The sequence below is a fragment of the Cognatiluteimonas telluris genome (assembly GCF_011320095.1).
Classification (GTDB): domain Bacteria; phylum Pseudomonadota; class Gammaproteobacteria; order Xanthomonadales; family Xanthomonadaceae; genus Cognatiluteimonas; species Cognatiluteimonas telluris.
Map to the genome: position 1 here is coordinate 1 of NZ_JAANOY010000015.1, position 11,890 is coordinate 11,890.

An 11,890-nucleotide genomic window follows, 5' to 3' on the forward strand; every position below is an offset into this window, starting at 1 on the left:
CGGGCGGGCCGCGACCGGGCGGTCCACGCGGCGGGCGCCCCGGCGGTGGCGGACGCGGGCCGCAGGGTGGGAATCGCTGAAGCGAAAAGGGCGCCGGGAGGCGCCTTTTTTGCGGGTGCGAAGGAGTTTCGAGGATCGGAAACACCATGTCGCCGGGTTCCCGGCGGCCCGGCGGTGCCTGGTGCGGGGGATGACGGCTGTCCGGGATGGCGGCGCATTGCGGCGTCGAAGAATTCGCGGCTGGAGCCGCTCCCACCAAAAGCCGCTCCTGCGTAAAGTCGCCCCTGTCGAAGGCTGGGGACGCCGCGACGCGCCCGGCAGGTCCGACTCAGGTCAGCGCGAAGGCGTCCGCATCGAGCATCGCGGGGAAGCGTTCGCGATGGGCCAGCACCATCGCGCCATCGAGCGTCGTGGTGGCCACGCCCTCCTCCGCCGCCATCGACAACAGCGACGTGCCCATGAAATCCAGCACCGCACTGTCGCCCGAATACGGCAGGTCGTTGCCGTCGATGCCGACGCGGTTGAGCCCGGCGACGTAGCACAGGTTCTCGATCGCGCGCGCCGGCAGCAGCGTCTTCCACGCCTGCGCGCGCGCCGCCGGCCAGTTGGCGACATAGAGCAGCAGGTCGTAATCCAGCCCACCCGCACGCTCGACATCAAAGCGGTTGCGCGAATACACCGGGAAGCGCAGGTCGTAGCAGACCATCGGACAGATGCGCCAACCCTTCCATTCCACCGTCAGGCGATCGCGGCCGGATGCGTAGCGCTCGTGCTCCCTCGCGTAGCGGAACAGGTGGCGCTTGTCGTAATGCCGCAACGTCCCGTCGGGGGTGGCGAAGAACAGGCGGTTGAACACGCCTTCGTCGGTGCGGACCTGCACGCTGCCGGTGATGGCGGCATCGAGCGTGCGCGCCTGCGCGCGCAGCCAACCCACCGTCGGTCCTTCCATGGTTTCGGCGTTGTGGATCGCCTCGTTGCTGAAGCCGCTGGTGAAGGTTTCCGGCAGCAGGACCAGGTCGGTCTGCCCGCGCAGCGGCGCAATGAGGCCACCGTAATAGTCGCGGTTGCCGGCCGGATCGTGCCAGCGCGTCGCGCCCTGCACGAGTGAGACTCGAAGATCCTGCATCGCCTGCCTCCAGATACCGTTCATGCCGCGGCCCGTCGCCCTTCGCACGAACGGCTTCAGCCGCGAGCTTCCGATCCATGGACGAAACAAATCAAGCGCTCGCGGCTGAAACCACTCCTACGAAAAACCGCTAGAGCTTCTGCAACCTTGCGATCGCCGCATCCAGCGTCGCTTCGTTCTTGGCAAAACACAGCCGCGCCAGGCGCTGTCCCGGCGGCGGGATGGCATAGAACGGCGACAGCGGGATCGTGGCCACACCGTGCTCGGTGGTCAGCCACTTGCAGAACGCCAGGTCGTCCAGGTCGCTCACCTGCGAATAATCCACCAGCTGGAAATACCCGCCGGCCACCGGCAGCGGCTTCAGCCGCGTGGTCAGCAGCTGCTCGCGGAAGCGGTCGCGCTTGGGCTGGTAAAACGCGCCCAGTTGCTCGTAATGCGACGGCTCGTCCTCGATCATCGCCGCGAACGCGTGCTGCGCCGGGGTAAAGCTGCAGAAGGTGTTGTACTGATGCACCTTGCGGAACTCGGTCGACAGCGCCGGCGGAGCGATGCAGTAACCGACCTTCCAACCGGTGCAATGGTAGGTCTTGCCGAAGCTGGACACGACGAACGCGCGCTCGCGCAGCTCCGGATACAGCAGCGCCGATGCGTGGCGGGCGCCGTCGTAGACGATGTGCTCGTAGACCTCATCGGACAGCAGCCAGATGTCCGTGCCGCGCAGCAGTCCGGCGACGGCCGCCATGTCATCGGGGCCGAGGATCGCGCCGGAGGGATTGTGCGGCGTGTTGATCATCAGCATCCGCGTGCGCGGCGTGATCGCGGCGCGTACGGCATCCCAGTCGGGCGCGAACGTTTGCGGATCCAGCGCGACGTGCACGGCGACGCCGCCGGCCAGCTCGATCGCCGGCTCGTAGCAGTCGTAGCACGGGTCCAAGACGATCACTTCCTCGCCCGGCCGCACCACCGCCGCCACGGCGTCGAAGATCGCTTCGGAGGCGCCGGAAGCCACCGTGATCTCGCGATCGACATCGGGGCGCCAGCCGTAGCCACGCTCGGTCTTGTCGGCGATTGCCTTGCGCAGCGCCGGGATGCCGCTCATCGGCGCGTACTGGTTGTGGCCCGCGCGCATCGCCGCATCCAGCGCATCGACCAGCCGCTGGGGGACCGGGAAATCGGGAAAGCCCTGCCCCAGGTTGACCGCATTGCATTCGGCGGCCAGCTGCGACATCACGGTGAAGATCGTGGTGCCGACCTTGGGAAGCTTGGTGTCGATGTGGGGAGCGGTCATCGGTCGCACGGTCGTGGGCAGACCGGGAGTGTAGGACAGCCGCCGTCGCGGATGAGGACGCCGCCTGCACGCCACTCGCGGCGACACTGGGGCCATGGCCAATCCCGACGACCTGCCGCGGCTCGCAGCCGCCTTCGCCGCCTCGCGCTACCGCGTGCCGGCCCTCGGCGCCATCGGCAGGCTGCACGTGGGCGTCGCCGCTCCCGTGCTGGAGGCCGTGCTTCCGGCGCGGCGTTATGCCTTCCTCACCGCCTGGGATTCGGACTCGCAACGCGACACCCGCATCGACAACGATCGCGCCGACGGCGAACTCGTGGCGGAACTGGAACGACTGCGCGTCACCCATCTGCGGGCCCAGGCGCAGGACGACGAGGGCAGGCACCAGGAGGATGGCTGGCTGGTTTGCGACCTGCCACTGGACGCGCTGGACGAGCTCGCGCGACGTTTCGCCCAGGACGGCGTGCTGGCGTGGGCCGCGGGGGAACCGGTGCGGCTGCGCCTGTACCACCCGGCCCCGGATGACGACGCTGCGCGGATGCCTTTCATCGATTGGGTGGGCTGAACGCGCTGGTAGAATGCGCGCTTTGGTGCCGGCGTCGGCACGCCAACCGGCCCGCATGGCTGACCTGCCCCCCGACCATCCGCCGCTGCTCGCCGCCCGCGGCCTTGCCTTCGCGCGCAACGAGGAACCGGTGTTCGGCCCGCTCGATTTTTCGGTCGACGCCGGCGAAGCGCTGCTGGTGCAGGGCGACAACGGCGCCGGCAAGACGACCCTGCTGCGGGTGCTGGCCGGGCTGCTGCGCGCCGACGCCGGTGAAATCAGCATCGACGGCCGCACGGCCAGCGTTGCGCTGCGTTCGCAGGCGATTTCCTACCTCGGACACCTGCCCGCGCTCAAGGCCGACCTGAGCGCGCTGGAAAACCTCGATTTCCTCTGTGGCCTTAACGGCCGCCGCCGCGGCCAGTTGCCCGTCAATGCCATGGGCATCGTCGGCCTGTCGGGCTACGAGGACGCGCTGGTGCGGCAGTTGTCCGCCGGCCAGAAGAAACGCCTGTCGCTGGCGCGCCTGTGGCTGGCGCCCTCGCCGCTGTGGCTGCTGGACGAGCCCTACGCCAACCTCGACCTGGACGGCATCACCCTGGTCAACCGCATGGTGCAGGCGCACCTGCGCGACGGCGGCGCCGCGCTGCTCACCACCCACGGCGCTTACGCCGCTCCGCCGGTGCGGACACGGATGCTGGTACTGGAGCGGGCCGCGTGAGCGTTGAAGTGCTGCCGTCATCCCTGCGAAAGCGGGGATCTAGTCCCTTTCGCCTGAGCCCTCGGCACAAGAGGCATTGGCGTTCAGCCGTCGCCATGAAAACGAGCGGCCATCCCGCATGATCTGGTCCGCCGCCCGCGCCCTGGTCGCCCGCGACCTGCGCCTGCTGTGGCGCCGCCGTGGCGATGCCTTGCAGCCGGCGCTGTTCGCGCTGCTCGTCGTGGTGCTGTTCGCGCTCGCCCTCGGTGGACAAGCGCAGGCGCTGGCGAGCGTCGCGCCGGCCGTGCTCTGGCTGGCCTCGCTGCTCGCGGGCCTGCTGGCACTGGACAGCCTGTTCCGCGGCGATGCCGACGACGGATCGCTGGAGCAGTGGATGCTGGCGCCGGTGCCGCTGGCGTGGCTGGTGCTGGTGCGCACGCTCACCCATTGGGCGACGACCGCGTTGCCGCTGCTGGTCGCCACCCCGCTGCTGGCCGAACTGCTGCACCTGCCGCGCGCGCAGCTGCCGGTGCTGCTGGCCTCGCTGGCGCTGGGCACCCCGCTGCTCAGCCTGCTGGGCGCGGTGGTGGCGGCATTAACCGTCGGCATGCGCCGCTCCGGTATCCTTGTCGCCCTGCTCGCACTGCCCCTGTACGTGCCGGTCCTGGTGTTCGGTGCGGGCAGCGTGGCGGCCGCGGGCCAGGGACTGGATCCCACGGGCGCGCTGCTGCTCCTCGGTGCGGGCCTGGTGCTGGCGCTGGTGCTGGCGCCGCTGGCCGCCGCGGCCGCGATCCGTATCGCCTTGGACTAAGCGCCGCCTTGGACTAAGCGCCGCCCTGGATTAACCGCCGCACTGGACTGAGTTTTCGAATGCATCCCGTCGTCCGCTGGTTCCACCAACTCGGTTCGCCGCCGTACTTCGAGCGCTTCGCCGCGCGGTGGACGCCGATCGCGTACCTGCTCGGCCTGCTGGCAATGGCGTACGGCATCTACGGCGCGTTGTTCGTGGTACCCGCCGATTACCAGCAGGGCGACAGCTTCCGCATCCTCTACATCCACGTGCCGAGCGCGTGGATGAGCATGGCGGTGTTCGCATTGATGGCGATCTACGCCGCGATCGCGCTGGTCTGGCGGATCAAACTGTGCGAGATCCTCGCCATGGCCTGCGCGCCAGCCGGCGCGGCATTCACCCTGATCACGCTGGCGACAGGCTCGATCTGGGGCAAGCCGATGTGGGGCACATGGTGGGACTGGGATCCGCGCCTGACCACCGAGCTGATCCTGCTGTTCCTCTACCTCGGCGTGATCGGACTGTACAACGCGATCGATGACCGCCGCGCCGCCGCACGCGCCGCCGGCCTGCTCGCGATCGTCGGCGTGGTGCTGCTGCCTGTGATCCACTACTCGGTCACCTGGTGGAATTCGCTGCACCAGGGCCAGACGATCAGCCTGTTCGGCAAGTCGCACATGGATCCGAGCATGCTGCCGCCGCTGTGGGCGATGGTCGTGGGCACCCACCTGTGGTTCGTCGGCTCGCTGCTGGCGCGTGCGCGCGCGGACAACCTGCGGCGCGAATCGGGCAAGGACTGGGTCGTCAGGCTTGCGGAGTCGCGCGCATGAGCTACCGCAACTACGTGCTCGCGGCGTACTGCGTCTTCGCGCTGGTGCTGCTATGGGATTACGTCGCCCCGCGCTGGCAGCTGCGCCAGCAATGGCGGGCGGCGCGCATGCGCGTGGCGCGTGCACAGGCGGCGCGCACGGCGACGTCGATCGATGCCCACCTTCGCGGGGATGACGACCTGGAGACACGGGCTTGAATCCGGTACGCAAACGCCGCCTGCTGCTGGTGCTCGTGCTGCTGGCCGCCGCGGCCGCGGCGACGACGCTGGTGGCGATGGCCCTGCAGCGCAACGTGGCCTACCTCTACACACCGTCGGAAGTGCTCCATGGCGAAGCGGGCGGGCACGCGCGGTTCCGCCTCGGCGGCATGGTGCAGGCCGGATCCTTCCGGCGCGCACAGGGCTCGATGGAAGCGCACTTCGCCGTCGACGACGGCGACGCCACGCTGCCGGTGGTCTACACCGGCATCCTGCCCGACCTGTTCCGCGAGAAGCAGGCGGTGATCGCCACCGGCCACATGCAGGGCAACACCTTCGTCGCCGACGAAGTGCTCGCCAAGCACGACGAGACCTACATGCCCAAGGAAGTCGCCGACAAGATGGGCGCGGCGCACATGAAGCACGGCGTTCCGGCGGCGGACGTGTCCGGTGAGTGACGCCATCCGCAGGCGATCCCCGCGCTCGCTGCGTAAAGGGGCCTGACGCATGCTCGCCGAACTCGGACAGGTCACACTGATCCTCGCCCTGCTGGTCGCCGCGCTGCAGGCGGTGCTGCCGCTGGTTGGCGCGCAACGCGGAATTGCGCCATGGATGGCGATCGCGCGGCCGGCGGCATTCGTGCAGCTGGCGCTGGTGGCATCGGCATTCGCCATCCTCACCCATGCCTTCGTCGTCCAGGATTTCTCGCTGCAGTACGTGCAGACGAACTCCAACTCGCTGCTGCCGCTGGTCTACCGCTTCACCGCGGTCTGGGGCGCGCACGAAGGCTCGCTGCTGCTGTGGGCGCTGATCCTCGCGCTGTGGACGGCGGCGGTCGCCGCATTCTCGAAGGCGTTGCCGCCCGCGGTGGTCGCGCGCGTGCTCGGGGTCATGGGCGTGGTGGCGTTCGGCTTCCTCGCGTTTTTGATCTTCACCAGCAATCCCTTCGGACGCCTGCTGCCGGCGGCGGCGGAAGGGCGCGACCTGAATCCGCTGCTGCAGGATCCGGGGATGATCATCCATCCGCCGATGCTGTACCTGGGCTACGTCGGCTTCAGCGTGCCGTTCGCGTTCGCGATCGCGGCGCTGCTCGACGGCCGCATCGACGCGCGCTGGCTGCGCTGGACGCGGCCGTGGACCAACGTCGCCTGGGGCTTCCTCACCATCGGCATCGCGTTGGGCTCGTGGTGGGCGTATTACGAGCTGGGCTGGGGCGGCTGGTGGTTCTGGGATCCGGTCGAGAATGCGAGCTTCATGCCGTGGCTGGCCGGCACCGCGCTGCTGCATTCGCAGGCGGTGACCGAAAAGCGCGGCAGCTTCCGCGGCTGGACGTTGCTGCTGGCGATCGCTGCGTTCTCGCTGTCGCTGCTGGGGACGTTCCTGGTGCGCTCGGGCGTGCTGACCAGCGTGCATGCCTTCGCCGCCGATCCCACCCGCGGCCTGTTCGTGCTGGTGTTCCTGGGCATCGTCATCGGCGGCTCGCTGCTGATGTATGCGCTGCGCTCTCCCGATGCCGACGACAACAGCCGCTTCGCGACGTCGTCGCGCGAGACGCTGCTGCTGGCCAACAACCTGCTGCTGGCCTGCGCCTGCGCGATGGTGCTGCTGGGTACGCTGTATCCGTTGCTCGCCGATGCGCTTGGCCTGGGCAAGATCTCGGTGGGTCCGCCGTATTTCGCTTTGCTGTTCACCCTGCTGATCGCGCCGCTGGTGTTGCTGCTGCCGTTCGGGCCGCTGACGCGCTGGCAGCGCGAGCAGGCCTCGCGGCCGCTGGCAATGCTGCTGCCGTGGGCGGGGCTGGCGCTGGGGATCGGGATCGCGGCGTTCTTCCTGGCTCCGCAAGGCGCATGGAAGGTCGCCGCCGGTGTCGCCGGTTCGGCGTGGGTGCTGCTGGGCACGTTGCGTTTCCTGTGGTCAAGGTTGCGCATGCAGGGCAGCCGCTTCACCCCGGAAATGCTCGGGATGACGCTCGCGCACACTGGCGTCGCTGTCTTCCTGGTTGGCGCATTGCTGACCGAAGGCCTCAGCCGCCAGCGCGAACTCGCCCTCGCGCCCGGCCAGAGCGTGACGCTGGGAACGATGGCGTTCCGCTTCGAGGGCGTCGAGCGGCATCCGGGTCCCAATTATGTTGCCGATACCGGCACCGTCAGTGTCACCGGCAACGGCAGGCCGCTGGGCGTGATGCATCCGGAAAAACGCAGCTACGCCAGCGGCGGCCAGGTGATGACCGAAGCCGCGATCGCGCCCGGCATCGGTCGCGACCTGTACGTCGCGCTTGGCGAGCCGCTCGGCGGCGGCAGCTGGGCGGTGCGTGTACACGTCAAACCGTTCGTGCGCTGGATCTGGATGGGCGCGGTGCTGATGGCGCTCGGCGGTTTCGTGACCGCAACCGACCGCCGCTTCCGGCGCCGTGAGGCGGCAGCGTGAGCGCACCGTCGAAAACCATGCGCTGGTTGCCACTGGCGTCGTTCGGCCTGCTCGCCGCGCTGCTCGCGGCCGGCGTGTGGCTCAGCCGCAATCCCGATCGCGAAGCCCTGCCCTCGCCGCTGATCGGCAAGCACGCGCCGGCGTTCTCGCTGCCCGTGCTGCACGAATCGGCGCGCCTGCTGTCGCTGTCCGACCTCGCCGGGCAACCGTTCGTGCTCAATGTCTGGGGCAGCTGGTGCCCGTCCTGCCGCGAGGAACATCCGGTGATCACCCGCTTCGCCGAAACCAAGCGCGTGCGCGTCATCGGCTACGACTGGAAGGACGAGCGCGCCGATGCCCTGCGCTGGCTCGACCAGTTCGGCAATCCGTACTGGGTCGTCGTCAGCGACGAGGACAGCCGCTACGCGCTGGACTGGGGCATCTACGGCGCGCCGGAAACCTTCCTCGTCGACGGCAAGGGGATCGTGCGCTGGAAGCACGTCGGCCCGTTGACCGACGCGATCGTCGCGCAGGAGCTGTTGCCGGCGCTGGACGCCGCCGAGCGTGGCCGATGAGCGCACAGGCTGCACCGTCATCTCCTCCCAACCCGGCCTTCAGGCCTGTCTCCCGACGGCGCTGGGTCGCGCTGGTCGCGGCACTGCTGCTTGTGCTGGCGTCACTGCCTGGCTTGGCCCAGATCGCCGACCCCGCGCCGCTGCGCTTCACCAACCCGGCCGAGGAGCAGCGCTTCCATGCCCTGGTCACGGAGCTGCGCTGCGTGATGTGCCAGAACCAGTCGCTGGCCGACTCCAACGCGCAGATCGCCCACGACCTGCGCCGCGAAGTCCTCACGCTGATGCGCCAGGGCAAGAGCGACGAGCAGATCCGCGATTACCTGGTCGCCCGCTACGGTGAGTTCGTGCTCTACAAGCCGCGGGTCGAGGAACGCACGTGGTTGCTGTGGTTCGGTCCGGCCCTGCTGCTCCTGGTCGGCGGCGGCGTCGTCGCGCGGGTGGTGCGTCGGCACGCGGGTGAAGGTGGCCTGCCCACCGACGATCGGCAGGAGTGGTGATGTCCCTCTTCGTCATCTTCGCCGCGCTTCTTGTCGCCGTCGTGCTCGCGCTGGTGCTGCGTCCGCTGTGGCGCAGCGCGCCTATGTCCACGATCGCACTCGGCGTATTCCTCGCCGCAGCCTGCGCCGGGCTCTACGTGCTGATCGGCACCCCGGCGGCACTGGACCCCGCCCAGCAACACGCGCCGGCCACGCTCGACGAGGCCATCGTGCAGCTGCAGTCCGCGCTAGAACGCGATCCGAAGCAACTGGAAGGCTGGCGCCTGCTCGGCCACGCCTATGCCTCCGCGCAGCAGCCGGCAAAAGCACGCGATGCGTACGCACGCGCCGCCGCGCTGGCACCCGACCAGCCGGACGTGCTGGTCGAAGCCGCCGAAGCGCGTGCGCTGGCGGCGCCACAGCATCGCTTCGATGCGCAGGCCGTGGCGTGGCTCAAGCACGCACTCGATATTCAGCCCACGCAGCAGCGCGCGCGCTGGTTCCTCGGCATCGCGCAGCGACAGGCCGGCAAGCCGGCCGATGCCGCCGCCACGTGGACGCCGTTGCTGGCGGCCGTCGACAGCCGCACCGCCGAGCCGCTGCGCGCGCAGATCAACGAGGCGCGCAAGGACGCGGGCCTGCCGCCGCTGGCCGCGGCTGCGGCGGCGCCGGGATTGAAGGTGTCGGTGCAGCTCGATCCCGAGCTCGCCGCACGCGTCCGCCTGCGCGGCGACGCGCGCGTGTTCGTCATCGCGCGCGTGCCCGACGGCCCGCCGATGCCGGTCGCGGTCGAAAAGCACGGCGTGCAGGAGTTGCCGTTCACCGCGACGCTCGACGACAGCGACGGCCCGATGCCGATGCAGAAGCTGTCCGCGCTGCAGGATGTGGAAGTCATCGCGCGACTGTCCATGAGCGGTAACGCGATCCCCCAGCCTGGCGACCTGCAGTCGGCGCCAGTGCGGGTGAAATTGCCGAGCCATCGGGTCGTCGAGCTCACGATCGGCGCCAACGCCCGTTAAGCTTTCGCGCATGACCGAATTCATCCCGCCCGCCACGCGTTTCCACACCCTGCCCTCGCCGTTCCCGATGAAGCGCGGGGGCGCGCTGCACGGCGCGCGCATCGCCTACGAGACCTGGGGCGCGCTCAACGCCGCGCGCGACAATGCGATCCTGATCCTCACCGGCCTGTCGCCCGACGCGCATGCCGCCGCCAGCGAAGCCAATCCCGACGCCGGCTGGTGGGATCCGATGCTGGGGCCGGGCAAACCGATCGACAGCGATCGCTGGTTCGTGGTCTGCGTCAATTCGCTGGGCAGCTGCAAGGGATCGACCGGCCCGGCGTCGGTGGATCCCGCCACCGGCGAGCCCTATCGCCTCGACTTCCCCGAACTCGCGCTCGAGGACGTCGCCGATGCCGCGATGTCGGTCGTGCGCGCGCTCGGCATCGAGCGCCTGGCCTGCGTGATCGGCAATTCGATGGGCGGCATGTGCGCGCTGGCGTTCCTGCATCGGCACCGTGGCGTCGCCCGCAGCCACATCAACATCTCCGGCAGCGCGCGCGCACTGCCGTTCTCGATCGCGATCCGTTCGCTCCAGCGCGAGGCGATCCGGCTCGATCCGGCCTGGAACCAGGGACGTTACGACGAGGCGCACTACCCCGATGCCGGCATGCGCATGGCGCGCAAGCTCGGCGTGATCACCTATCGCTCGGCGCTGGAATGGGACGGCCGCTTCGGCCGCGTGCGGCTGGATTCGGATCGCCGCGACGACGAGGATCCGTTCGGGCTGGAGTTCGAAGTCGAGAGCTACCTCGAGGGCCACGCGCGCCGCTTCGTGCGCCGCTTCGATCCCAATTGCTATCTCTACCTCAGCCGCTCCATGGACTGGTTCGACCTGGCCGAAACCGCCTCGGACGGCCGCGACGTGATGGCCGCACTGGCCGCACTGCGGGTGGAGAAGGCGCTGGCGATCGGCGTCGCCACCGACATCCTGTTCCCCTTGCAGCAACAGCAGCAGATCGCCGACGGCCTGCGCGCCGGTGGCGCCGACGCGCATTTCCTGCCGCTGCCTTCGCCGCAGGGGCATGACGCGTTCCTGGTCGATTACGAGCGTTTCGGCCCCGCAGTCGGGGGCTTCCTGGCCGGGCTCTAGGCCAGCCGCGGCGGGCTTTGGACCAGCAGAAAGCCCCGGTTCGCCCTGCAGGGGTAGAATCGCGCCCCATGAACGACGCGCACTGCCCCGGTTTCGACTTCCCCGGCCACGACAAGCTCGTGCAGGCGCTTGATGCCGCTGTCGAAAGCGGCGACCAGCATGCGATCACCTCGGCGCTGCGCAAGACGCTGTGCGGGCTGATCTGCGACCACGACGTGCGCCTGCCCGACTGCGTGCATGAGCCCATCGTCGACCATTACGCCCGCCGCGAGCTCTATCGCAGCCCGCGCCACGGCTACAGCGTGGTCGCGATGACCTGGGGCCCGGGCCAGGGCACGCCGGTGCACGACCATTCGGGCCTGTGGTGTGTCGAAGGCGTCTGGGACGGGCAGCTCGAAATCACCCAGTACGAACTGCTCGAGCGCGATGGCGAACGCTTCCGCTTCCGCGCCGCCGGCGGCATGCAGGCCGGCCCCGGCAGCGCCGGCAGCCTGATCCCGCCGCACGAATACCACAGCATCCGCAACGCCAGCCCCGATACCGTCGCCATCTCGCTGCACATCTACAAGGCACCGATGGAGTGCTGCTCGATGTTCCTGCCGCAGGATGGCGAGTGGTATGCGCGGGCGCCGAAGGCCCTGGCGATCGACGAAGCCGCGTGATCGCCGCCGCGCATGGTGGCCAAGCCTCCGCACGGCTATACTCGCCGCCCGCGCCGAAGTGGCGGAATCGGTAGACGCAGCGGACTCAAAATCCGCCGCCCTTAAAAGCGTGTGGGTTCGAGTCCCACCTTCGGCACCAACAGATTCA

General features: G+C 69.2%; 14 protein-coding genes and 1 tRNA gene. 13 read left to right on the top strand and 2 right to left on the bottom strand.

All coding sequences use genetic code 11. From position 1 onward, the window contains the following. Positions 1 to 328: 328 nt before the first annotated feature. Entirely contained in the window at positions 329 to 1,126 is a 798-nt protein-coding gene (locus G7B67_RS08720; RefSeq protein ID WP_166210972.1) for an amidohydrolase, read from the bottom strand. 130 nt (positions 1,127 to 1,256) lie between these two features. Continuing rightward, positions 1,257 to 2,414 carry a pyridoxal phosphate-dependent aminotransferase gene (locus G7B67_RS08725; protein WP_166210975.1) on the bottom strand — a complete coding sequence of 386 codons (1,158 nt, stop codon included), beginning with the start codon at positions 2,412 to 2,414 and terminating at the stop codon, positions 1,257 to 1,259. A 94-nt stretch (positions 2,415 to 2,508) separates the two neighbouring features. Between G7B67_RS08725 and G7B67_RS08730 the strand changes: the two genes are divergently transcribed. The 13 genes from G7B67_RS08730 (at position 2,509) to G7B67_RS08790 (ending at position 11,881) form a co-directional block, all read left to right on the top strand. Continuing rightward, positions 2,509 to 2,976 carry a DUF3293 domain-containing protein gene (locus tag G7B67_RS08730; protein ID WP_166210978.1) on the top strand — a complete coding sequence of 156 codons (468 nt, stop codon included), beginning with the start codon at positions 2,509 to 2,511 and terminating at the stop codon, positions 2,974 to 2,976. Positions 2,977 to 3,031: 55 nt separating this feature from the next. Continuing rightward, positions 3,032 to 3,676, top strand: coding sequence for a heme ABC exporter ATP-binding protein CcmA (gene ccmA, locus G7B67_RS08735; protein ID WP_166210981.1), 645 nt, complete (start codon positions 3,032 to 3,034; stop codon positions 3,674 to 3,676). 118 nt (positions 3,677 to 3,794) lie between these two features. Beyond that, on the top strand, positions 3,795 to 4,466 hold the full coding sequence (gene ccmB / locus G7B67_RS08740; protein ID WP_166210984.1) for a heme exporter protein CcmB: 672 nt from the start codon (positions 3,795 to 3,797) through the stop codon (positions 4,464 to 4,466). Between the two features lie 59 nt (positions 4,467 to 4,525). After that, positions 4,526 to 5,275, top strand: coding sequence for a heme ABC transporter permease CcmC (gene ccmC, locus G7B67_RS08745; RefSeq protein WP_166210987.1), 750 nt, complete (start codon positions 4,526 to 4,528; stop codon positions 5,273 to 5,275). Beyond that, a complete protein-coding gene (gene ccmD, locus G7B67_RS08750) occupies positions 5,272 to 5,472 on the top strand; it encodes a heme exporter protein CcmD (protein WP_166210990.1) in 201 nt (66 codons plus the stop codon). Before ccmC ends, ccmD begins: the two co-directional genes overlap by 4 nt. Further along, a complete protein-coding gene (ccmE, locus tag G7B67_RS08755) occupies positions 5,469 to 5,930 on the top strand; it encodes a cytochrome c maturation protein CcmE (protein ID WP_166210993.1) in 462 nt (153 codons plus the stop codon). Before ccmD ends, ccmE begins: the two co-directional genes overlap by 4 nt. Positions 5,931 to 5,979: 49 nt before the next feature. After that, entirely contained in the window at positions 5,980 to 7,899 is a 1,920-nt protein-coding gene (locus G7B67_RS08760) for a heme lyase CcmF/NrfE family subunit (RefSeq protein WP_166210996.1), read from the top strand. Positions 7,900 to 7,916: 17 nt separating this feature from the next. Continuing rightward, a complete protein-coding gene (locus G7B67_RS08765; RefSeq protein ID WP_166211131.1) occupies positions 7,917 to 8,453 on the top strand; it encodes a DsbE family thiol:disulfide interchange protein in 537 nt (178 codons plus the stop codon). Positions 8,454 to 8,524: 71 nt separating this feature from the next. After that, on the top strand, positions 8,525 to 8,950 hold the full coding sequence (locus G7B67_RS08770; RefSeq protein ID WP_425482431.1) for a cytochrome c-type biogenesis protein: 426 nt from the start codon (positions 8,525 to 8,527) through the stop codon (positions 8,948 to 8,950). Next, positions 8,950 to 9,948, top strand: coding sequence for a tetratricopeptide repeat protein (locus G7B67_RS08775; protein WP_166211002.1), 999 nt, complete (start codon positions 8,950 to 8,952; stop codon positions 9,946 to 9,948). Before G7B67_RS08770 ends, G7B67_RS08775 begins: the two co-directional genes overlap by 1 nt. Positions 9,949 to 9,958: 10 nt before the next feature. Continuing rightward, the gene (gene metX / locus G7B67_RS08780) at positions 9,959 to 11,080 is read left to right on the top strand and encodes a homoserine O-acetyltransferase MetX (protein WP_166211005.1); all 1,122 of its coding nucleotides are present in this window, start codon (positions 9,959 to 9,961) and stop codon (positions 11,078 to 11,080) included. Between the two features lie 68 nt (positions 11,081 to 11,148). Further along, the gene (locus G7B67_RS08785) at positions 11,149 to 11,742 is read left to right on the top strand and encodes a cysteine dioxygenase family protein (protein WP_166211008.1); all 594 of its coding nucleotides are present in this window, start codon (positions 11,149 to 11,151) and stop codon (positions 11,740 to 11,742) included. Between the two features lie 52 nt (positions 11,743 to 11,794). Then, a tRNA-Leu gene (locus G7B67_RS08790) sits at positions 11,795 to 11,881 on the top strand. Positions 11,882 to 11,890 lie beyond the last annotated feature (9 nt).

Bases quoted from the DNA above. Each gene is read 5' to 3' on its own strand.
- G7B67_RS08725 (WP_166210975.1), bottom strand. From the start codon at position 2,414: ATGACCGCTCCCCACATCGACACCAAGCTTCCCAAGGTCGGCACCACG.
- G7B67_RS08775 (WP_166211002.1), top strand. From the start codon at position 8,950: ATGTCCCTCTTCGTCATCTTCGCCGCGCTTCTTGTCGCCGTCGTGCTC.
- ccmA (WP_166210981.1), top strand. From the start codon at position 3,032: ATGGCTGACCTGCCCCCCGACCATCCGCCGCTGCTCGCCGCCCGCGGC.
- G7B67_RS08730 (WP_166210978.1), top strand. From the start codon at position 2,509: ATGGCCAATCCCGACGACCTGCCGCGGCTCGCAGCCGCCTTCGCCGCC.
- ccmC (WP_166210987.1), top strand. From the start codon at position 4,526: ATGCATCCCGTCGTCCGCTGGTTCCACCAACTCGGTTCGCCGCCGTAC.
- G7B67_RS08720 (WP_166210972.1), bottom strand. From the start codon at position 1,126: ATGCAGGATCTTCGAGTCTCACTCGTGCAGGGCGCGACGCGCTGGCAC.
- ccmD (WP_166210990.1), top strand. From the start codon at position 5,272: ATGAGCTACCGCAACTACGTGCTCGCGGCGTACTGCGTCTTCGCGCTG.
- metX (WP_166211005.1), top strand. From the start codon at position 9,959: ATGACCGAATTCATCCCGCCCGCCACGCGTTTCCACACCCTGCCCTCG.
- G7B67_RS08760 (WP_166210996.1), top strand. From the start codon at position 5,980: ATGCTCGCCGAACTCGGACAGGTCACACTGATCCTCGCCCTGCTGGTC.
- G7B67_RS08765 (WP_166211131.1), top strand. From the start codon at position 7,917: ATGCGCTGGTTGCCACTGGCGTCGTTCGGCCTGCTCGCCGCGCTGCTC.
- ccmB (WP_166210984.1), top strand. From the start codon at position 3,795: ATGATCTGGTCCGCCGCCCGCGCCCTGGTCGCCCGCGACCTGCGCCTG.
- G7B67_RS08785 (WP_166211008.1), top strand. From the start codon at position 11,149: ATGAACGACGCGCACTGCCCCGGTTTCGACTTCCCCGGCCACGACAAG.